Genomic DNA, 20,179 nt, shown 5'->3' on the forward strand with positions numbered 1-20,179 from the left:
GACGTGGCGGGCGACGTGTCAAATCGCTGCGGTAAGCTGGATCTCGACACGGATCTCGGGCAAGGCGAAGCTCGCCCCGACCGTGGCGCGTGCCGGGGGCTCCACGCCGTCGAGCCATGTGACCCAAGCCTTGTTCATCGCGTCGAAGTCTTCGACATCCCTCAACCAGATCTGCGCGACCAGCAGCTTCGATCTATCCGAACCGACGCTCGCCAGAAGGCGATCCGCCTTTTCCAATATCTCCTTCGTCTGGTCAGACGTGCCGGTTTTCTTGTCATCGGCCGTCAAGCCCGAGAGATAGGCCGTGCCGTTGTGAACGACGATACGGCTAAGCCGTTCGTTCTTGTCGAATCGTTCGATGTTCCCCATGGCGGAGGCCCCTGGTTGCGTTGGTCAAAAGCAGGCCGCCGTACGCAATCCAGCGGTCTGCTGAGCGGGATCAGACGTGCGCGACAGCGGAGCGCTGGGCGTGGGCCTGGAAGAAGCGTTGCGGACGAAACGTTTCCATTTCGTCATGGATTTTGCCGCGCACGACTTCGTCGGCGACCACCTTGCCCAATTGCGGGCCGATGGTCACACCACTGTGCGTTACGGCCATGTAGTGGCCGACGATATCCGGCATGGCGCCGGCACAGGTGTAGCCGTCCTCCGGGAACGGCCGGACCGTCGTGCGAATGGCTTCCACACCTGCGTCGCGGAGCGAAGGCAGGACCTTGGTCGCCGCATCCAGGAGCGTCGCCGCCTCGTTCCCGGCAGGGCTGAGCACCTCCGGCTTCTCCAGGGTCATGTCTACCGAGACCTTATGGATCATGATGCGCCCCGCTCCGTCGGGACGGATATCCAGATCGTCGGCATGCAGCTGGCTTCGGAGCGTCAACGCCACCGGCGGGGTGAAGGCGAGCACGCCTATGGTCGAGGAAAGTGGAATACCCTGGGCATCGCCGAGCCTCTCACTAGACCAGCCGCCGGTGCAGCTCACGACGGCATCCGCAGCGTGTCGGCCTCCGTTCGCCGTCCGAACTGCCCGTACGCGCCCGCTTTCGGTCTCGATCTCGGTCACGCGTGAACCGAGTTTGACCTGTGCTCCCCAGCGCTCCTTCGCCGCCCGCAAAAGCCAGGCCGAGTAGAGCACCGGATCGACCCAGCCCTCTTCCGGATAGTAGGAGATTGGACAATCGCCGAAGGCGGAGGCATCGATATCGGGCTCCATCTCGGCGACGCGCTTCTTGTCGATCCACTCGACGCCGTAGCCCCATTCCTTCATCTGCCTGAAGTTCTCGAAATAATCGTCCATCGACTCCGGCACTGTTCGCCAATCGAAACTGCCGGTCTGGGTGAACCAGGGAGCGACGCCGAAGTCGCGCTTGAGTTCAAGATGGGCGCGCATTCCCGAGACGTTCAGATCGAAATACGGCCGGGGCTGCTTGGTCGTCGCATTTGTCCAGGCAAAGCTTACCGCCGACGTGCCGCCTGCTATCCGTCCGGCCTCCAGCACGACGACGCTTGCTCCCGCCTTGGCGCATTCATAGGCGGCGGAACTGCCGACGATACCGGAACCAATGACCACGACACGCATAAAGATGACCTCCAAAAATTCCCGGGCTAATGACGTCATCCGATACGAGTAATCTCTGAAAGACGAATCGATGCAAATGCCGCTATATCGTTGAGAGATGTTGCTGGAGTTCTTGACAGTACTGCTGACGCCGCTCTTCTTAATTCGATCGGCGCCTGCGATGTGTTTGCAACCCCGCACAACATCCTCGGTTGCCTGAAAACATTGCAATGGGTGCCAACTGCGGTCAATTGAACTGGTCGCTGCCGTTCATGGCCAAAAGTTATGAACCAATGTCCCAGCCATCTGCGGCTGCCCAGGTCGGCCCATTAGCCCGCACGGGCAACTTCTCGTGCGAAGTTATCAAATTCGGGCGCAACCGTTTGCGAGAGCAATGCTACGCTTATCGGCGCATCGGGGATCGCGGAATGGAAGAGACTGCACGGTGAGTGGCGAGCCGGAATTCCTCCTGATCGACAAGAACGCGATCCGGGACATTTTGAGCCTATCCCTGGCTCTTGAAGCGACCGAGGCCGCACTGCGCAAAACATCGAGCGGCATGGCGCGCCAGCAGATCAGGCGCACACTTGAGCTGCCGGGTGCGGCCGGGAGTTGTCTGTCGCTTATGTATGCTGCGCTGGATGACCGGCCGCTGTTCGGGGCGAAGGTGCTTTCCGTGTTTCCTGACAATTTCGCGCATGGGTTCGCGTCTCATCGCGGCGGTGTCTTCCTGTTCGACAAGGATCATGGACGGCCTGTAGCCTTGATCGACGGGGGAGAGCTTACGGCTTGGCGGACCGCGGCGGCCAGTGCTGTCGCGACCAGGGCACTTTCGCGCGAAGACACCACCACGCTGACACTGTTCGGATATGGCGAGCAAGCGCGCCGGCATGTCGCGGCTATTGCGGACGTCCGGCCGATCCATGCAATCCATGTTTGGGGTCGCGACTTTGCAAAGGCGCAGCACTTCGCCGAGGAGCAGTCAGCCGCCGGATTCCAGGCGAAGGCACATCGCGACCCTGGCGAGGCCGTTCGCGAGGCCGACATCATCTGCACCACGACATCTTCCGAAAAGCCGGTGCTGTGCGGCGAATGGCTTCCGCCTGGTGTCCATATCAATGCGGTCGGGGCGAGCGTCGCTTCATGCCGCGAGCTCGACCTCGACTGTGTGCGCAGAGCGCAGATCTGGGTCGACTACCTGCCTATGGCGCTGACGGCCGCGGGAGAACTGATCGAGGCGATTGAAACCGGCGTGATCGGCGTCGATCATATCCGTGGCGAGGTCGGCGACGTGCTGGCAGGTGCGAAACCCGGCCGCACTGGCGACGATCAGATCACGCTTTTCCGGTCTCTCGGCGTTCCGGCGCAAGACATCGAGCTTGCCAATCTTGTCTATATCTCCGCCCGCAACGCCGGACTCGGCACCTCAATTGATTTCAGGTTGTGATGCCATGCTGAGCTGCCAACGAGATCTCTTCTCCATTCCCCGCGAGACAGCTTATCTGGATACCGCATACATGTCTCCGATCCCGACCGCCGCCGTCGCGGCCGGCGAGGCCGGCGTCAGGGTGAAAGCCGAACCCTGGAAAATGACCATCGCCTCTTATTACGACGAGGTGGAAGAGGCGCGGCAACTCGCCGCATCAATGGTGGGCGCCGATGCCGATGAGATCGCCATTGTGGCCGCCACCAGCTATGGCATGGCTATCGCAGCCGCCAACGTTTTGGTTGCGGCAGGTTCGGCCATCCTTCTGATGGAGAACGAACACACCTCGCACAGATATGTCTGGTATGACCTCGCGCAACGCGCCGGCGCCTGCGTTGATATCGTCCCGCAACCAGCCGACGGCGACTGGACCAGCGCGATCGTATCGGCAATCCAAGACTCGAGCCGTCCCATCGCGGTCGTTGCGGGGACGCTGGTGCATTGGTTCGAGGGCGTGGCGATCGACCTGGAGGCGGTGGCCGCCGCCACACGGGCAGCGGGCGCCAGTCTTGTCGTTGACGGAACCCAGTGGGTTGGCGCGATACCCTTCGATGTCCGGCGCGTCCGACCGGACTTTCTCGTCTTTGCCACCTACAAGTTCCTTCTGGGGCCATATCGCCTCGCATTCCTTTACGCCGACCGGCGTTGGCACACAGAGGGGCGCACTCTGGAGCATCATTCATGGAACCGGATGGGCGGGGACAAATCGGACTTCCACAAGGTGGCCGTGGCCGAGTTTCTTCCCGGCGCGCGGCGGTTCGACATGGGGGAACGCTCCGATTTCGCGGTCCTGCCCATCGCAATCGCCGCAATGAAGTTCATCCGCGGTTGGACCGTCGGGCGCGTGTTTGAGCGCCTGCGTCACCTTAATGAGCTTGTCTGGGCGCAGGCGGAAAGCAGAGGGCTGCCGGTCGCGCGTCCGCGACACCCAACGCCCCATATCGCGATCCTCGACATAGGGGGCCGTCTCGCGCCGAATGCGGCACAAGAGCTGAAGCGGGCTGACGTGCACGTCACGCTGCGCGGCACGAAGATGCGCGTGTCGCCGCATGTCTACAATGACGAAGCCGATATCGGCCGCCTGTTCGAATGCCTGCCGCTCCGCTAGAGGCTTTCAGCGGTGAATGAAAACAGTTCTGTCGGCCTGGCGGCGAGGACCCAGGGCGGTGATTCCTGCCTCTACGCCGTTCATAAAGCTTCGCGTCGTCTGGATGAGATGCTCGGTGAAGGCGTCCGCCGCCGTCGATGCAATGACACCCCAAGGCCGGTAGACGCTGAGGTTCAGATCGAGACGTGGCCGGAAATCCCTGATCTCGATCGGCAGGTCGCGTGCCAGCCACGCCGAAAGCCTGTCGACGACGCTCACGCCCGCCCCCGACGCGACAAGGGCGATGCACGCACTGGACAGGCTGGCCTCTATCTTCAACAGACGTCCCACTCCGCGTTCTTCGCACAAGGCATCGAGCTGCTGCCGCATCGGATCGGCGGAGCCCATCGAGATGAAGTCGAGACCGTCGAGATCTTCTGCCTGCACCACGTCGAGCTCAGCCAGACGGTGACCCGCCGGCATGACGCAAACCGGTGGGGTCGCTGTCAGCGCTCGCCTGACGATTGAAGAATTCTCGTCCGATGCCGTTACGCCTATTCCGATGTCGAGCTGATTGCGGCTCGCCCGCTGCACCACCGTGGCGGAGCTGCGGATATCCAGGGAAATCGACACGGATGGATGCTGTTTTGAGAAGCTCGTGATGATGGACGGCAGCAGCGTGGACCCGAAGGCCGGGAGCGCGCAGATGTTCAGCCTGCCACTTCGCAACTCGCGTATCTCCCTCGCGGCGCGCGAGATGCCGCGCGCGGACTCGAAAACGCGCTTCACCTCGGCATAGAGCATGTGTGCTTCAGGGGTGGGGATCAGCCGCTGCCGGCTTTTCCTGAACAGCTGGAAATCCGCCTTCTCGCTGAGTTGCTGGAGCATCTTGCTGACAGCCGGCTGCGTGATGTCAAGTGCGTCGGCCGCCTTGGTGGTTGTTCCATGCAGCATGACCGAAGCGAAGACCTCGATCTCGCGAGGCGTAAACTCTGCCTCCTTCGTGACGGTGTCCTTTTCGCCAAATTTCATGCCCGCTTACCTTGCCAGGCAGCTGGATCGCTGTGCGAAACAGCGAGCTGCGAACGCCAAGATTAATGGGAAGGGCCGGATGTTCCAAGAGGCGCGCGAAGGAAGTTTATTCCTGGAGGTTATGAACTTTCAGCGATTTGGCGGAGCTGATTTCAGTTGCCTGTCAACATTTCGGCGAGGTCGAGCAAACCGGCGTCCCGACCCGGACCTGCGGCAAGTTGCGCCGACACCGGGAGCCCGTCAGGAACCAACAAAGGAATAGCCAACGCCGGCATGCCAAGCATGTTTGCCCAGCGGCGGAAGCGGCCGCCGGCCATTCCCCACGGCACCATTTCCCCATTCACCTCGGTGAGTTCGTCGGAAAGCCGCGGCGCCGATCCAGGCGCCGTAGGGATGGCAAGAGCGTCCAGGCCCGCGATTTTCTCCAGAAACCGGCCTCGCACGCCGTTACGGATTTCGATGGCGCTATCATAGGCGCCGGCATGGATGCGAATGCCGCCCTGCAGGAATAAGTGAACCGCGTCGCCGACCATGTCCGGCTTCTGCTCGATTGCATTGCGGTAGATTCGCGCGAACTCACATTGGAGGATTGTCAGTCCCGCGGCAACGAACGCCTCCCTGTCGTCGAAGGTGATCTCGACCGTGCGCACTTCAGGACGATCGAGCATGGTAGCCAACGCGATATCGACTGACGTGTCGACGTGAGCGCCAAGCAGTTCGGGGCAGATGCCGATCGTGATGCCCGTTGTCGTTTTGCTGCCCCCGCTTGCCGACGGGGCGAGCCGTTTTCCGGCAAGCGCCTCGGTCATCAGGCGAACGTCCCTGACCGAGCGTGCAAGAACGCCGATGCAGTCCAGCGAAGGCGCTATGCTCATGACGCCCTGTACGGCGATCAGATCATTCGTCGGCTTGTAACCGAACAAGCCGGTTGCAGCAGCCGGGGATCGGTTTGACCCGCCGCTGTCCGTGCCAACCGCTGCCAGGCAAAAACCGGCCGCGACCGCTGCGGCCGACCCGCTGCTCGTGCCACCTGTCCCACGGTCCGGATCAAGCGGGTTGGCGACCTTGCCGAACCAAGGGTTGTCATGACCGCCGACGCACAGTTCGTGCAGGTTCGTCTTGCCGATGATGATGGCGCCGGCCGCCTGAAGATTGGCAATGCATGTTGCCGTTTCCGTCGCCACGTGGTCCCGAAACAACCGGGAGCCAGCCGTTGTCGGCCAATCCTCGACATCGATAACGTCTTTGACCGCGATCGGCACGCCATGCAGCGGGCCGCGCCTGTGACCGGATCTGATTTCGCGTGTGGCCTGAAGCGCGGCGTCCAGGGCATCAGCTTCGGCCACGAATATCATCGCCTTGATGTGTTCATTCAGCTCCTGGATGCGCTCGAGGCAGCCCTCCACGATTTCCACGGGCGACAGGCCGGCAGCGATCTTTTCGCTCATCTCCTCGATGGACCGGCAAGGGCTGCTATTCATGTGACCACCTTAGAGCGAACGGGCCGCGGGCCGACTGCATTGCGGCCGGCCATCCCGGAACCGGCCGACGATGCCACATCAGAAATTTGGTGGACAGTCGCGAGCTTATTCCCGTGGACGCGGGACTATCGCTGAAAACTCATAGTCGCGATCAATGGCGGCGTCGTGAACCGTTCAATTCAGCCCTGTCCTCGCACGCGCGGATCAACGAGCGGCGATCGTTTGCCGGTCGCCGGACTGCGTCACTCGAAGGGGCTATCGTCATAACTATTGGTGATGAACCGCACGGCAGGGGGCATTAGATCGAGATCATTTGAACTGTTAGCGTTTTCAAACACCGCCCTGAAAGAAGGTCGACTGAGCCGAATGGCCAAGTTCGCATCGCCGACATCCGAACCAGTCCACGATGCTCGATGCTGCCGGCTGGCCACGGGCCGACGTCGAAAGATCGGCAGATGCCCGGCTACCAGCATCATCATTGCGGAAGATACAAATCCACATAAACAAAAAGGGGAACAATCATGAAAAAGCTTGCACTCGCCTTGTCACTGATCGTGGCGGTATTTGGCGCCGCCAATTCATCGTCGGCGGCCGACGATGTCATCCGTTTCGGTGTCGCCGCGGAGCCATACCCGCCTTTCTCCGTCAAGGATGCCAGCGGCACCTGGCAGGGCTGGGAAATCGACCTGATGAATGCCGTTTGCAAAGAGATGAAGGCGAAATGTGAGATCGTCGATATCGCCTGGGACGGCATCATTCCCGCGCTGCTGGCCAAGAAGTTCGACGTCATCTGGAGCTCGATGTCGATCACGGACAAGCGCAAGGAGGTGATCGATTTCACCGACAAGTACTACTATTCGCCCAACGTGCTTGTCGGCGCCAAGGCGGATACGCGGCAGTTCGACGTGACCAAGCCGGAGACATTCAAGGGGATTGCGGTCGCGGCACAGAGTGCCAGCCTGCAGGCGACCTACATGCAGGATAAGTTCAACGGCATTGCCGAAGTGAAGATCTATCCAACACTCGATGACGAAATCGCGGACATCCAGGCCGGACGCGTGGATCTCATGGCTGCGGCAGGCATCCAGATCCAGGATTTCTTGAAGAAGCCGGAGGGCCAGGCTTATGAAATCAAGGTGACGCTGCCGCATGAGAAAATGTTTGGATACGGCGACGGCGGCGGCCTGCGCAAGGAAGACACCGCTCTGAGGGACCGCCTCAATGCAGCACTCAAGGCGGTGCGCGCCAGCGGCGAGTACGAGACGATCACCAAGCGCTATTTCGATTTCAACATTTACGGCGATTGATCATCTGGTTCAGGCCCGGGGGACGGCCGGCCCGGGGCGGCCGTCGCCATCTTCATTGAACTGGAACGCGCTGTATGAACTCGACCGTGTCTTGGGCAACCCTGCTCAGCTTCGGGGACAAGGGCTGGGGCGACGAATTGCTTCTTGGCGCTTGCCTGAGCCTTGGAATTTCGATCAGCGCCTATCTCGTGGGCCTGACCCTCGGCCTCATGGGTGCGGTGGCCAAGATCTCGAAGAACCGCGTGGCGGTCTCCGCAGCCGTTGCCTATACGACAATCATCCGGTCCGTACCGGACATTCTCATCATATTCCTCGTCTACTATACCGCGACGGACGCGTTGCGCTGGGCCGTGAGCCTGGCGGGACTGACTTCCGAATTCCAGGTCAATGGGTTTGTCGCCGCGACCCTGTCGCTTGGGATCGTTCAAGGCGGCTACAGCACGGAGGTCCTGCGCGGCGCGATCGTGGCCATCCCGCGAGGTCAGGTCGAGGCAGCCCATGCACTCGGTCTGACACGGCGCCAGACCTTCTTCCTGGTCACCGTGCCGCAAATGGTCCCCCTGGCCTTGCCGGGGCTTGGCAATTTGTGGCTGGTCGTTTTGAAGGAAAGCTCACTGGTCAGCCTGATCGGTTTTACCGAGCTCGTTCTCGCCGGCAAGATGGCTGCCGGCGCGACGCGCGATTACTTCATGTTCTATTGCGCGATCGCGTTCGTGTTCCTCGCCATGTCCGGCATATCGGCGATGCTTTTCCATGCCCTCGAAACAGCCACCGTCCGTGGCGGGAGGCGGGGCTAGCGTGACTGAGTTTGGAGCCTACCTTGCCAATCAGCTTCTGGCCGGCGTCCAGGTCACCATAATCCTGTTCCTCGGCTGTGCGGTGGTCGGCAATTTGCTTGCCATCCCGGTTGCACTGGCCCGGCTATCCAACAGCAAATGGCTGCGATATCCAGCGGTTGCGTTTATCCTCGCGTTCCGGGGGACCCCGCTCCTGGTCCAGCTTTACCTCTGCTACTTCGGTATCGGCCAAATTCTCTCGGGGATCCCCTCGATCCGCTACAGCCCGCTCTGGCCCATTTTGCGAGGCGCGGACTTCTATGCGTTTTTTACCCTTTCCCTGAACACCGCGGCCTACTGTGGCGAGATTTGGAGAGGGGCGATACAGGCCATTCCAGAAGGGCAGCGTGAGGCCGGCCAATCGCTTGGCCTGTCGAAAACACGGATCATGATTTCCGTCCTTCTCCCGCAGGCTTTCAGGTTGGCTTTGCCGGCGATCGGCGGCCAGAATATCCTGCTTTTGAAGGGGACCGCACTGGCGTCGACGATCACGGTGTTCGAACTCATGGGTGCGGCGAACCTCGTTCGCGCGCAGACATTTCGGGTCTACGAGCCTCTGTTCGCCGCCGCGCTAGGATATTTCCTGCTGGCGGCATTGATCACTATCGGCTTTGGTTTCTTCGAGAGACGGCTTGCTCGACGACATTGAGCGGAACGGATCGGCATATCGAGCCGCTGCGTGGAAGGCGACGTGATCTTCAGGCCACGCCGAATTCGCCATAGGATCGCGCCGCTTCGATGACCTCGCCAAATCCCATTTTGCCAGCAGCGGCTATTTCGTCGCGGAACTGATCCCACGCTGTCGGGGCAGTTGGCGCGCTTGACCGCGTCGGACAAAAAACTTCTCGGCCTCTGCATGAACCGCAGGGTATTTCTTTAGCGCCTCCTGGTAAGTGGCACCAAGCGGGCACGAGGTGTTCTCGCGTGCCCAAAATGGTCCAAAGTTCTCCAGGGATTTTGCGCCTGTAGCCCCATCCGGCCTTGCCGCGCTTCTGAATGTGGTTCACGCCGATCGTCATAGCCCAGTGTACCCCGCAGTGTACCTCTGGGAGGCGGAAACCCTTGCAGTGCTTGGGTTTAAAGACATTTCTGGATTAAGTGGCTCCCCGGGCCGGATTCGAACCAGCGACCAACCGGTTAACAGAGGGTTTCTAATGCGATTTTCTGGATCAGCGTGCGACAGCCTGAATTTCGGAAATTCTTTTAATAACAACTAATTAGTGTCTCATCCCGTCGCGACCTGTCGCAGCCGGTATCGACAAAGCGCGTGGTTTTTTGTAGATTATTTTGTAGATCACTCACGGAACCCCGGGCAAACCGGTTGTAGCAAGATTGGTCGCTGGACAGATGCCGAAACTCGAACTCACCGACAAGTTCTGCCAGGCCGCCAAGGCCGGTTCCGGCCGAAAAGCCGACTATTTCGATACGACCGTCAAAGGTCTTGTGCTGCGCGTCTCGGCGGGTGGGCAAAAGACCTGGTTCGTGGTTTACGGGCCGCCCGACAAGCGGCAATGGTTGAAGCTCGGCACCTATCCCGAGACACCGCTCGGCACCGACAAGGGCGCTCGCCAGAAGGCCAAGGACACTCGTGCAAGCGTGCAAGAGGGCGGCGACCCTGTGGCCGCCAAGAAGGCGCATGCCGCCTCGATGACCGTCTCTGATTTGGTCGAGAGCTATCTCACCCGCCGGGCATCATCGCGGCGGTCGGTCGATGAGATCGCGCGCCGGCTGCGCAAGAATGTGTCCGGCTATGATGCTGACGGAAAGAAGGTCGAGAAGGCATCATCTGGCTGCATCGGCGAGGTGAAGCTCGCGGACCTGCATCGTCGCGACATCACCAAGGCGATCGACGCGGTGAAGGATCGGGGCGCGGCCGTCGAGGCGAACCGGGTGTTCGAGGACATTCGTGCCATGATCCGATGGGGGCGCGGTCGTGGCGATCTGGACAGCAACTTGACCGAAGGTATGGCGAGGCCGACCGAAACGGTCGAGCGCGACCGCGTGCTGACGGCCGACGAGATCAAGACGATGTGGGCAGCCTTGCCCGAAGCCGACATGCGGGAAAGCACCCGCCGCATTCTGCGCCTGTGCCTGGTTACCGGACAGCGTGTTGGCGAGATCGCCGGCATGGAGCACGGCGAACTGGACTTGACACGCGGCCTTTGGACGATACCAGCCAGGCGCGCGAAGAACGGCCGCGACCATGTTGTCCCGCTGTGCGAAATGGCAATCCGGATCATGGGCGATCAGATCGCAGACGTGAAGGCGCTGTCGGAGCGCAAGGGCAGGGCGGTACCGCCTTTCGTTTTTCCTGGACCGGGCGCCCGTGCAGCCGTCACCGGCGCATCTGTCCCGAAGGCAGTGAAGCGAGAAGAGATCAGCAAGCGCGGCGTAGCAATGATCATGGGCATTGCACCGTGGACGCCGCATGACCTTCGGCGATCTGCTGCGACGGGCATGGAAGAAATCGGCATTTCGCCGTTCATCGTCGGGCAAGTGTTGAACCACGTTTCGGCGACCAAGAGTACGATCACGTCGCGGGTATATGCGCGCTACGACTATATGAGCGAGAAACGGGACGCCTTGGAGCTTTGGGCCGATCGGCTTGCCGGCATCATTGCAGGCAAGGGCAACATCGAACCTCTGCGAGCGAAGGCAGTTGCATGAACCGGTCTGCGCAGTCGCCGTTCGCCCCCGAAACCTTCCTGCTGCTCGCCGAAGTCTTCGCGGTTGATCTTGATCCCTCTGACTGCCGCCGCAATCGAATGATTGTCGGCCAATGGACGCGCTGCCTTGCCTACCGGGAGCTACTTCACCGATCCTACGTCCTTTCGGAACGCCGTGACAGACGCACGCCGACACCACCGCCATTTTCAGGAATGAACTCGACGCCGGCATTCTCAAGCGTTTTTTGGAGGAGGTATCGCGTTCCTGTTTGAGGAACAGAACGGTCGTTTTCGAAATTGCGAATGGTAACAGCACTCGCGCCGGAGCGGGCGGCGAGATCCTCTTGCGTCCATTTCAGCAACGCTCGTGCGGCGCGACATTGAGCAGAATCCATGTCGCAAACTGGTAATAACTCATGAAAATCGCAAGCTTTTTCGGAAAACGTTGACAGAGGCTTTCTAAAAACCAATAATCCTTTCGTTTTAAGAAAGCGGCCGCACCGAATGCGCGAACACTCGATGCGGCCTCACCGCAACCCAGCTGTTAGGAGCTCGGATCATGGCTGATTCCGACAATAGCATGAGTGCGTTTTTCGTCACCCGGCGGCGCGTGCTAGCGGGCACGACCGCGGCCGCGGCGGCTTGGCCCTTCCATGGAAAGACGCGGGCCGCCGAACTGACGGACGGCAGCAGCGCGGCCGATCCTGCTCTTCGTCTGTGTGGGAACTGGCAAAAGATCCACGATAAGACACTGGCGTTGTGCCGCGAACAGCAGCGGTTGGAGACACTCCTCGCCAGGACGGTCGGCTTTCCCTGCGCCAAGGTGCGGCTTGCCGATGGTACGGACGTGACGCTCCATTCCATAGAGAGCCTGAACGATGCCTACTCTCCTGAAAACGAAGTCGAGTGGGGCAGGGCGCTCGCGGATTTCGCGGCACACCAGGCGCGCTGGGACGCTGCTGATGCTGAGATCGGCTATTCGAGAACAGACGAACTGATCCGACAATCGGAAACAGCCGAAAGCGCCCTTCTGGACGATCTACCGCAGACAGCGGCCACGTCCATCGAAGGCATTTTGGCCAAGCTCAAGGTGATCCTGCGTGACGGTGAGCACTGGGAACATCCAGGCGATTTCCCCTGGCCGCATATCCGGTCTGTGCTGGATGACCTCGCCGCCACCACAAATATCGATCCGGCGACGATTGCCAGATCGATTGGGCAACCGTTAGTTGACAGCCCTTCATAGGCGGTGAGGAAGAAGTCTGCCTCGAAGTAGGCCTGATCGGTGGCCGCTGTCACGGCCGCTGCGCTGAGCGCTTGCTGTGTCAGTCTCAGGGGCGGCGACCGATCCGGCGTGGGCTGGGAAAGCAGATAAGCGGCCAGTTGTGTGCGGTTCGATCCAAAGTTGCCCTGCTTGAGTAACCCATCTTGGTGGGCGAGGCCGACTATCGCTCCTGGTTTGCCGTGTTCGTTCGCCTCGGCGATGGTCCTAATGGACATGGTCCACATGGGTTCAAGCAATTGCCTCGCCGCCGTGACGGCTGCGTCTCGATGAAGCCCAGCTTTCCGCGCAGTTGTGCATCACTCTCATCACAACTTGTCGCCCTGGTCTTGCGGACGCCACGAGAGGGGATTGGTGATCCAGCGACTGATGTCGGATTCGTGCCAGCCTGCACCGTGGATACTGATCTGTATCTGGCGTGGAAAGGTGCCTTCGGCGATCTTGCGATAGATCGTGGACCGAGACAGGCCGGTCCGGAAAAGGACGGTTTTCAGGCGGATGATCCGGTCTGGTTCAGGCATGGTCGCACTGCCTCTAGCTGGTTGGTTCTGATTGCTCCTGATCCAGAGACGACAGGCACTTGCGTACGCGCAAGAGGGTTTTCCGGGTCGTCTTGCCCCAGCGTGGAAACGGCTGCGAATCGGACGTGTTCAGATCCCAATGCCGCGTCCCCTGCCGATGCCATGGCTGAATGCGAGTTCCGCAGCGAGGCGCCGGCCGGAATCGGTATGAATGCCAAGCTCGCGCTTGCGGCTAGCGAGGAGCGATTCGAGTTGCGGATCGCGTTCGAGGCTCTTGGCCATGTCGGACATGGCCGCGCGGGTTGACTTGTAACCCGACATGTCGCCGACTTGGTATTGGCCCTGGCTCGTTCGCTCGAGCTTTTGCCAACGTTCCACGAAACCGTCTGCGCGGCGGCCCGGATTGATATCCAGTCCGGTGCGGATTTCGGTTTCAAGCTGGAGAGCCAGCACGATTCGAGTGACCCGGCCGGCCGTCGCTTCACGAACCAACTCGGGGTTCTTGACATAGGCAGCTTCGGTATCGCGCCAGCCATGCGGCCGGACCTTCTCGAAAGCGCTGCGGGCATCCCGCAACTCGCGCATCTGCTCGGGGCTGCCCTCCCCATCCACATTTCCGCTGCTCAGGATCGCGTCAATGGCGCGCGCGTGACGCACAAGCGCGTTCGTGCGAGCGCGGCGCAGCGCCGCTTCGGGGCTCGCCGCCGCATCCGTGTCGCGCTGCGCTCCCCTGACCGAAACATCTCTTTCATGCGCCGCACCGCCGTCTGCGCTTAACGCCCCAACATTCTCCCTTTCCGGCTCGCGCCCACGGTCCTGGCCGGGCTCGGCGTCTGCGGGCGAGCGCAATCCGTCCAGCAGCTCGCCGATCCTGTCGCGCAGCTTTTCCGGAACAATCCGGCGCACTATCTCGACCACGCGCTCGCGGAACGTGATGCCGCGCCGCTCGGCATAGCGCTGCGCCGGGTCGATCTGCTCGTAATCCAACGCCATGTCCTTGGCTCGGTCGCGTGACAGGGCGCGGTCCAGCCGGTCCCGCGCAATGAAGTCATCGCCACCATAATGCAGGTCCATCCCGTCTCGATGCCGCGACAGGGCGACGTAGCTGCCATGCGCATCCATGCCTGGCGTAGCCAGCACATGGGTCCGGTCGACGGTCATGCCCTGCGCCTTGTGAATGGTCGCGGCATAGCCGTGGTCGATGTGCGCGTAGTCTTTCAGGTCGAAACGTACCGACCTGCCGTCGTCAGTGCGCACGGTCATGCTCTGTGTGCTGACCTCTTCGATCATACTGAGCGTGCCGTTCTTGACGCCGAGGCCACGCTCGTTGCGCAGGAACATGATGCGATCGCCACGCGCGAAGTTCCGTGCGCCGCGTTCTACATCCACCTGAACATCGTCACCGAGATCTCCGGCAGCGCGCATCCGCTCGCGCGCTGCCTGGTTGAGCGCGCGCACCTCGTCGTTTGTTTGGGTGAGAATGATCCGGCTTGCATATGGTTGTGCTTGCCTGTCGCGATTCCAGCGCTCGACCAGATCGCTTCGCGCCTCGTTGCGCGTCACAGCCTGGTGCACCATGCCTTGTGCGTCATAGGCGCTGATCGCTGCGCCGATCCTGCCGGTCGCCAGGTCGCGCGTTGCGTCGCGCTGCCAGTCCTCGCGCTGCCGGCGCACCTGGCCGATCTCGACGCCGCCGTGGTGGTCGTGGATCGAACGGAATGCAGCGCCTGCTTCGATCGCCTGCAACTGCTGCGGATCGCCGACCAAGACCACCTTTGCTCCGGCGTCCGCCGCATGGGAGAGCACGCGCTCCAACTGGCGCGTGCCGACCATGCCAGCTTCGTCGATCACCAGGACATCACGGGCGCTGAGCAGATCGCGGCCCTGTCCCCAGCTAAGTTCCAAACTGGCAATTGTGCGCGATGCAATTCCTGATCCGCCTTCGAGGTTCTCGGCCGCGATGCCGGAGAGTGCCGCGCCTCGAACCTCATAGCCCGCAGCTGCCCAGGCCTGGCGCGCAACGCCCAGCATGGCGCTCTTGCCCGTTCCGGCAAAGCCGACAACGACACCAAGACCGCGACCTTCGGTGATGTGCGCAAGCGCATCGGTCTGCTCGCCTGACAGGACAAGCCCGTGTTGCGCAGCCCATGCCAGCGCTGCCTCGCGATGTGCGTCACTCACCGCATGTCGCTCGTCCAAAACGATACGCTCTGCCGCGCGGTGAAGGCGCTGCTCGGTCTCGATCATCTGCCGGGTGGTGAACCGGTCTTCGCCGTGCCTGTCCTTGCCGAGTTCGACCAGATCGGGGGCGTTGCTGATGGCTGCCGCGACCTCGTTGAACTGCTCCATTCCATCGCTGTGGCGATGCGCAAACTTCGCAATGTCTTTTTGGGTGAAGGTCGATTGCTGATGGGTGATGGCGTCGAGCGCTACGGATGGATCGGCAATGATGCGCGCGCCATTGTTGCGCGCGATCTCGCGATGCAGTTCGGCGCGATCTGCTTCAATGTCACCCGCGTCTAAGCTGCTGCCCTCGATGCGCTGGGCCGGAGCACCAATCTGCGTTTGCGGCTCCAGGGCAATGCCCTGCGCTTCAAGACTGCGATGATCGATGCGCGCGTCGATGTCGAGTTCGGCCAGACGCTCATTGGCCAGCTCCGCCCATCGCTCGCGCCAGCGCTCAACCAGCTGGGTAGCATTCCAGTCTCGAACCTTTGACCCAAAACCATTCTCGTCCACGGACCGCATGGTCAGCATGACATGAGCGTGCGGTTTTGGACTGCCATCCTCTGTCCTGTCCCAATGCACATTGAGATCGGCGACCATGCCCCGGCTGACAAACTCAGCCTGAACAAAGTCGCGCGCCAGTTCGATGCCTTGCGCCTGGCTCAGTTCACGCGGGAGCGCAAACTCCACCTCGCGGGCAAGCTGCGCATCCTTGCGGACCTCAAACGCCTCGACATCGTTCCACAGCTTCTCGCGGTCGCGCCAGGCCTCGGGTGCATCCTCCGGCAGCATCACCTCGGAATGGACGACACCGCGCTTGGCTGAAAAATCATGGCTGCGTTCGATGCGCTCGTCGCGCAGCCGCGAGGCCGAGCGGTAGGCGGCCGACGCGACAGCGCTGCTCCCTGCCTTGCGGCCAATGACTTTGACGTGAAGATGATAGATCGCCATCGCGACCAGATCATTTGCACGTCAAAGCGCACGTCGGCACGACGTATAAGCGCGCCCTCCCTCGAAAAATTCTCGGGATGGACCAGCCCGTCCCGGGCTGTCTCGGCAGCCCTGAAGCCTTGCGGGGGGCGCTCAACTATCATCTCCACATCGACAACCGTTGGAGACAGCCATGCGCAAACCACGAGACTTCGATGCCGAACTGAAGGCGCTGGAAGACAAAGCGCGAGAACTCAAAACGCGGAAGGTTCAGCATCTTGGCGAGCTGGTGATCGCCACCGGCGCCGATCAGCTCAGTACCGATGAACTGGCCGGCGCGCTGGTCGCAATCACTGAGACGAAAGACACCGCAAAGCGTGAGGCATGGGCCAAGCGTGGAGTGATGTTTTTCGAGAGCCGGTCCCGGCGAGCTGCTTCGGCATCTCAGCGCAACCCTCGCGGCGCTCAAGCGCAACCGAGCAGCCCACAATCGCCGGCAAGCGGTAATGGCTCGCAATGACATGCGCACCTGGCAGGTCGAGCGCCGCAAGCGCACACGGCAGCTCATCGAACTTGGCGGGCTCGTCGTCAAGGCAGGCATTGTCGAGCTCACTAAGGATGATCGCGCTACCATCTACGGCGCGATGCTCTGGATCGCCGCCAAGCTGCAGAGCCATGGAGGCAACCATGCGCGCGAGCTATGGGCCGCAAAGGGGAGGCAGGCGTTCGAGGCGTACGCGCCAAGACACAAAGGGGAAACGGAGTCTGAACGATCGGAGGCTGAACACACTGCGTTCCGCTCGTGAACGCTAGAGTGCTCAAGCAAATGAGACACCATCGGGTAGACAAGCTATGACTAGCAAGGCTTTGAGGCAGGCTGTGGCCTATCTCCCACCTCGTCCGCAGCCAACGTTGGCGCCGACAAAGACAGTGATAGGCGCCAGGGCGAGGCTGTTAAGGCGTTTGCCCGGTCAACCGGCTACGAAATCATCGAGAGCTACTACGACGCGGCGGTGAGCGGCGCCTACGCGGTTACAGCGCGCGGGCCGACATGGTAGGCGACAAGCCGACGCCGCCCGCAACCGCGCGGAGACCCTGTATCCGCTTTTCCCGGATGTGATACTCGTCAATCCATGACATACAATTGGAGGAACTCCTCTTCCTCAGCAGAACTCCGCGAGTTTCGTGAATGACAAAGGCGCCTAATGCCAAGCTTATGGTTGAACTTATCAACGTCGGTCATGGCGACTCGCTGCTGCTACATTGGACACCCGAAGAGGGAAGCGCATCCACCATCCTTATCGATGGCGGGCCTGCGGCGGGCGAGCGGCGGATTAGGGAGACGCTCAATCGTGTCGGGGCAACTGCGATAGACCTAGCAGTACTCAGCCACTGCGATGCTGACCATGTCGACGGGTTGCTCGCCTATGCTAAGCTGGCAGACCGACTGCCAATCCACCGCTATTGGGGCCCATGCCTTCCCGCGTTTCGTCGCCATGGCTGGCTTTTTCCGGCGCGGATCGAGCGCGGCTTAGATCAGACCCAAGCGCTGCAAGAGGCGATTGGCGCACACAGTGCGATATCTTGGCCCGTCGAAGGTGCTGGCTGGACCAGTCCTGACGGCGGCCTCTCCATCAAGGTCCTATCACCTGCAGCCCGCCTCATCGAACGCCTCTTGCTTGGCGAGGATTCGCTGAGCCTCTTCCTCGAGCACCCCACACCACTCGGATGGCTGCTAGCCGAGGCCGCCTCGGATTCACTTATCGAAGACCCCTTTGCGGACCTTCGTTTCGCGATCTCGACTGGCGAGATCGGGCCTGATCAGGTGCCCGTGGACCTTCCCCCGACGCCGCGCCCCTCCACCCCCGCAGAGTTCGCTAGGCAGGCAGCACAAAGGGGGGTGGAGCCCGAGTTTTTTGGAAACTCCGTACTAAATGACACGTCGATTGTGCTCCTTGTCGAGGTTCGCCTTGGCGTCGTCCACCGACGCCTCTTGTTCACTGGAGACCTCGAAAACTTCACCTATCTCATGGCACGCCATCCCGTGGGACTAGGCTGCGAGGTCGTGAAAGCGCCGCATCATGGGTCCAATTCCTTTGTCGATCGTGACAACGCTTATGATGCCGTCTGGCAATGGTTGCGACCGCGCGCAGTGCTAGTGAGCGCGAATGGAAAACATGGATTGCCCCGCAGCGACTTCCGCGATGCAGCGTTGCGCTATGGTGCTACCCTGTTCTGCACTTCGCGGCGTAGCCGCGAGATCGTTAGCGGACCGACCCCTGAACCTTGCTGCAACGTCCAATATGCGTGCAGAAAGAACGATCAGGCGCCGGTCTCTCTTTCAATTACGAATGCCGGCATCGTCACAGACGGCATTGCGTGTGCGCGGGGCAATCTATCCAGTGTCATGCCGGTGATCGAGATTCGGCAGCATGTCGTCGAACCGAGTCCGATCCTCACAACCCTTGCTGAGAATGAAATTCGAAAGCATATCGAATGGGCGGTCAAATGGCTGCGCATGACACTAGGCGATCGCCGCAACCGACCAACTCGACCCGACTTCAACCCCATTCCCCTCGATGTCATGCGACAGGCAGCAGTCGCAGCAAATCGGCTGGCGGCCGCAACTGAGATGGAAGTAATCCTCGAACGCGCCTCTCGTGAGGGAAAGGTCTGGCTTTCCCGAAGCAGCCGTTTCCGGCATGATGATCGGCAGACTTGGATTATGCCCGATTCCAACGATCGAACTGACCTCAAGGCCTGGATCGACGAGTACCTCGTTGTCCAGCTTGCTGTGGAAGATGCAAGTTCTGCTTCAGCCGTCGAGGAATTGCTCTACGCAGCGGATACGAGTTGGCTGGCTGATCGCCTGGCGGAAAGCCTCCTTTTTCCTCGGGCAATGTTCGGGGACATTCTCTGGCCGATGATAGTCGACCATCTCATGCGTACCCGCACGATAGCCGTCCGAACGCTCGCAGATACAGAGAACACATACGGCGCCACGACGATCCTGGCCCTGTTCCACGGCGACAGCCTCGACAAGATGACGGAGACGTTAGCCAAGAGCATTGAAGTCCTTGGCAATAAGGAAAAATTGCAATCCTATTTGCAGTGGTCGGCGCTAGCGCTTAGTGCGCACCACAATAAGCCATCTCTCGAATGGCCAGAGGTACTTAATAGACTTGTGACGCCTCTGTGGCTTGGAAAAGTATTGCCGCCCAGTGGCCTCATGATGAAGAGGTGGCATTCCACAGAGCTGCACGTTGAGAATTTAAGGGAGCTCGAGCGTGCAACCATCGAAGAATGGATAAGCGATGTTGGTTCATCCTTAACCCGCAAAAAACTTCCTCTGGAGCTAGTGCCGACGGCACTCGCTGCAACATTGTTAGGAGGCGGGTTTGACATCATCAGCACAGCGAGAACGCGCCGTTTGTGATGTTCGGTATCTGAATCCCAAGCCAAGGGCGGGACGTGCTCGTTCTGGCGGCTAAACCGAACGGCAACTTTTCGCCTATCTCGGCCATCAGTGGCAGCCAGCTGACAGAGCTTTGATCTATAAGACGCCAGACTGTGAGATCCTCGGTGGCCCGGACGCCCGGTCTCCAGCACGTCCTGCGGGTCTTGTTGATACGCAAGGGCAGGGGCGCTTATGGGGCCAACGGACGCCCAGAGGGCTGTTGCGAGCCACCCGAGTCGTCACAGCAGGAAATGAGTAGCCTGAACCACGCTGCCCATGAGCTGTTCGCCTCGGTGACGCACCGCAAGTCACA

17 protein-coding genes are annotated in these 20,179 nt (G+C 60.8%); 10 read left to right on the plus strand and 7 right to left on the minus strand.

What is annotated here, in order from left to right; all coding sequences use genetic code 11:
• Nucleotides 1-18: 18 nt before the first annotated feature.
• Both FJ953_RS04760 and FJ953_RS04765 read right to left on the minus strand, forming a co-directional pair.
• A complete protein-coding gene (locus FJ953_RS04760; RefSeq protein ID WP_140555125.1) occupies nt 19-369 on the minus strand; it encodes a RidA family protein in 351 nt (116 codons plus the stop codon).
• 70 nt (nt 370-439) lie between these two features.
• On the minus strand, nt 440-1,786 hold the full coding sequence (locus FJ953_RS04765) for an FAD-dependent oxidoreductase (protein ID WP_246674704.1): 1,347 nt from the start codon (nt 1,784-1,786) through the stop codon (nt 440-442).
• A gap of 214 nt (nt 1,787-2,000) precedes the next feature.
• Between FJ953_RS04765 and FJ953_RS04770 the strand changes: the two genes are divergently transcribed.
• Nucleotides 2,001-3,002: an ornithine cyclodeaminase family protein gene (locus FJ953_RS04770; protein WP_181171551.1), complete on the plus strand. Its 1,002-nt coding sequence runs from the start codon at nt 2,001-2,003 to the stop codon at nt 3,000-3,002.
• Nucleotides 2,944-4,149 (plus strand): aminotransferase class V-fold PLP-dependent enzyme, encoded by a 1,206-nt coding sequence (locus FJ953_RS04775; protein ID WP_246674706.1) that lies wholly within the window; start codon nt 2,944-2,946, stop codon nt 4,147-4,149. Before FJ953_RS04770 ends, FJ953_RS04775 begins: the two co-directional genes overlap by 59 nt.
• Nucleotides 4,150-4,155: 6 nt before the next feature.
• Here the strand turns inward: FJ953_RS04775 and FJ953_RS04780 are convergent, their stop codons facing one another.
• On the minus strand, nt 4,156-5,160 hold the full coding sequence (locus FJ953_RS04780; protein WP_140495740.1) for a LysR substrate-binding domain-containing protein: 1,005 nt from the start codon (nt 5,158-5,160) through the stop codon (nt 4,156-4,158).
• 152 nt (nt 5,161-5,312) lie between these two features.
• A complete protein-coding gene (locus FJ953_RS04785; RefSeq protein ID WP_181171552.1) occupies nt 5,313-6,608 on the minus strand; it encodes an amidase in 1,296 nt (431 codons plus the stop codon).
• A 554-nt stretch (nt 6,609-7,162) separates the two neighbouring features.
• Between FJ953_RS04785 and FJ953_RS04790 the strand changes: the two genes are divergently transcribed.
• The 4 genes from FJ953_RS04790 to FJ953_RS04805 all read left to right on the plus strand — a co-directional run bounded on the left by FJ953_RS04790 (nt 7,163) and on the right by FJ953_RS04805 (nt 11,451).
• Complete coding sequence (locus FJ953_RS04790; protein WP_140495742.1) at nt 7,163-7,948, plus strand: transporter substrate-binding domain-containing protein; 786 nt, start codon at nt 7,163-7,165, stop codon at nt 7,946-7,948.
• Between the two features lie 74 nt (nt 7,949-8,022).
• Complete coding sequence (locus FJ953_RS04795; protein ID WP_140495743.1) at nt 8,023-8,745, plus strand: ABC transporter permease subunit; 723 nt, start codon at nt 8,023-8,025, stop codon at nt 8,743-8,745.
• Nucleotide 8,746: 1 nt separating this feature from the next.
• The gene (locus FJ953_RS04800) at nt 8,747-9,433 is read left to right on the plus strand and encodes an ABC transporter permease subunit (protein ID WP_140495744.1); all 687 of its coding nucleotides are present in this window, start codon (nt 8,747-8,749) and stop codon (nt 9,431-9,433) included.
• A 698-nt stretch (nt 9,434-10,131) separates the two neighbouring features.
• Nucleotides 10,132-11,451, plus strand: a complete 1,320-nt coding sequence (locus FJ953_RS04805; RefSeq protein ID WP_140623333.1) for a site-specific integrase — start codon at nt 10,132-10,134, stop codon at nt 11,449-11,451.
• Between the two features lie 154 nt (nt 11,452-11,605).
• Here the strand turns inward: FJ953_RS04805 and FJ953_RS04810 are convergent, their stop codons facing one another.
• On the minus strand, nt 11,606-11,920 hold the full coding sequence (locus FJ953_RS04810; RefSeq protein WP_246674708.1) for a helix-turn-helix transcriptional regulator: 315 nt from the start codon (nt 11,918-11,920) through the stop codon (nt 11,606-11,608).
• Between the two features lie 89 nt (nt 11,921-12,009).
• Here FJ953_RS04810 and FJ953_RS04815 point away from each other — a divergent pair, with 89 nt between their 5' ends.
• Nucleotides 12,010-12,696 carry a hypothetical protein gene (locus FJ953_RS04815; protein WP_140623335.1) on the plus strand — a complete coding sequence of 229 codons (687 nt, stop codon included), beginning with the start codon at nt 12,010-12,012 and terminating at the stop codon, nt 12,694-12,696.
• Between the two features lie 344 nt (nt 12,697-13,040).
• Here the strand turns inward: FJ953_RS04815 and FJ953_RS04820 are convergent, their stop codons facing one another.
• Nucleotides 13,041-13,253 (minus strand): AlpA family phage regulatory protein, encoded by a 213-nt coding sequence (locus tag FJ953_RS04820; RefSeq protein ID WP_140623337.1) that lies wholly within the window; start codon nt 13,251-13,253, stop codon nt 13,041-13,043.
• 129 nt (nt 13,254-13,382) lie between these two features.
• Nucleotides 13,383-16,430 (minus strand): Ti-type conjugative transfer relaxase TraA, encoded by a 3,048-nt coding sequence (gene traA, locus FJ953_RS04825; RefSeq protein WP_140623339.1) that lies wholly within the window; start codon nt 16,428-16,430, stop codon nt 13,383-13,385.
• Nucleotides 16,431-16,602: 172 nt separating this feature from the next.
• Here traA and FJ953_RS04830 point away from each other — a divergent pair, with 172 nt between their 5' ends.
• From FJ953_RS04830 to FJ953_RS04840, 3 genes are all read left to right on the plus strand, one after another.
• Entirely contained in the window at nt 16,603-16,929 is a 327-nt protein-coding gene (locus FJ953_RS04830; protein ID WP_140623341.1) for a conjugal transfer protein TraD, read from the plus strand.
• A 1-nt stretch (nt 16,930) separates the two neighbouring features.
• On the plus strand, nt 16,931-17,215 hold the full coding sequence (locus FJ953_RS04835) for a conjugal transfer protein TraD (protein WP_140623494.1): 285 nt from the start codon (nt 16,931-16,933) through the stop codon (nt 17,213-17,215).
• Between the two features lie 383 nt (nt 17,216-17,598).
• The gene (locus FJ953_RS04840) at nt 17,599-19,845 is read left to right on the plus strand and encodes a hypothetical protein (protein ID WP_140623343.1); all 2,247 of its coding nucleotides are present in this window, start codon (nt 17,599-17,601) and stop codon (nt 19,843-19,845) included.
• Nucleotides 19,846-20,179: the final 334 nt, after the last annotated feature.

The sequence above is a fragment of the Mesorhizobium sp. B2-3-6 genome, assembly GCF_006442305.1.
GTDB lineage: Bacteria > Pseudomonadota > Alphaproteobacteria > Rhizobiales > Rhizobiaceae > Mesorhizobium.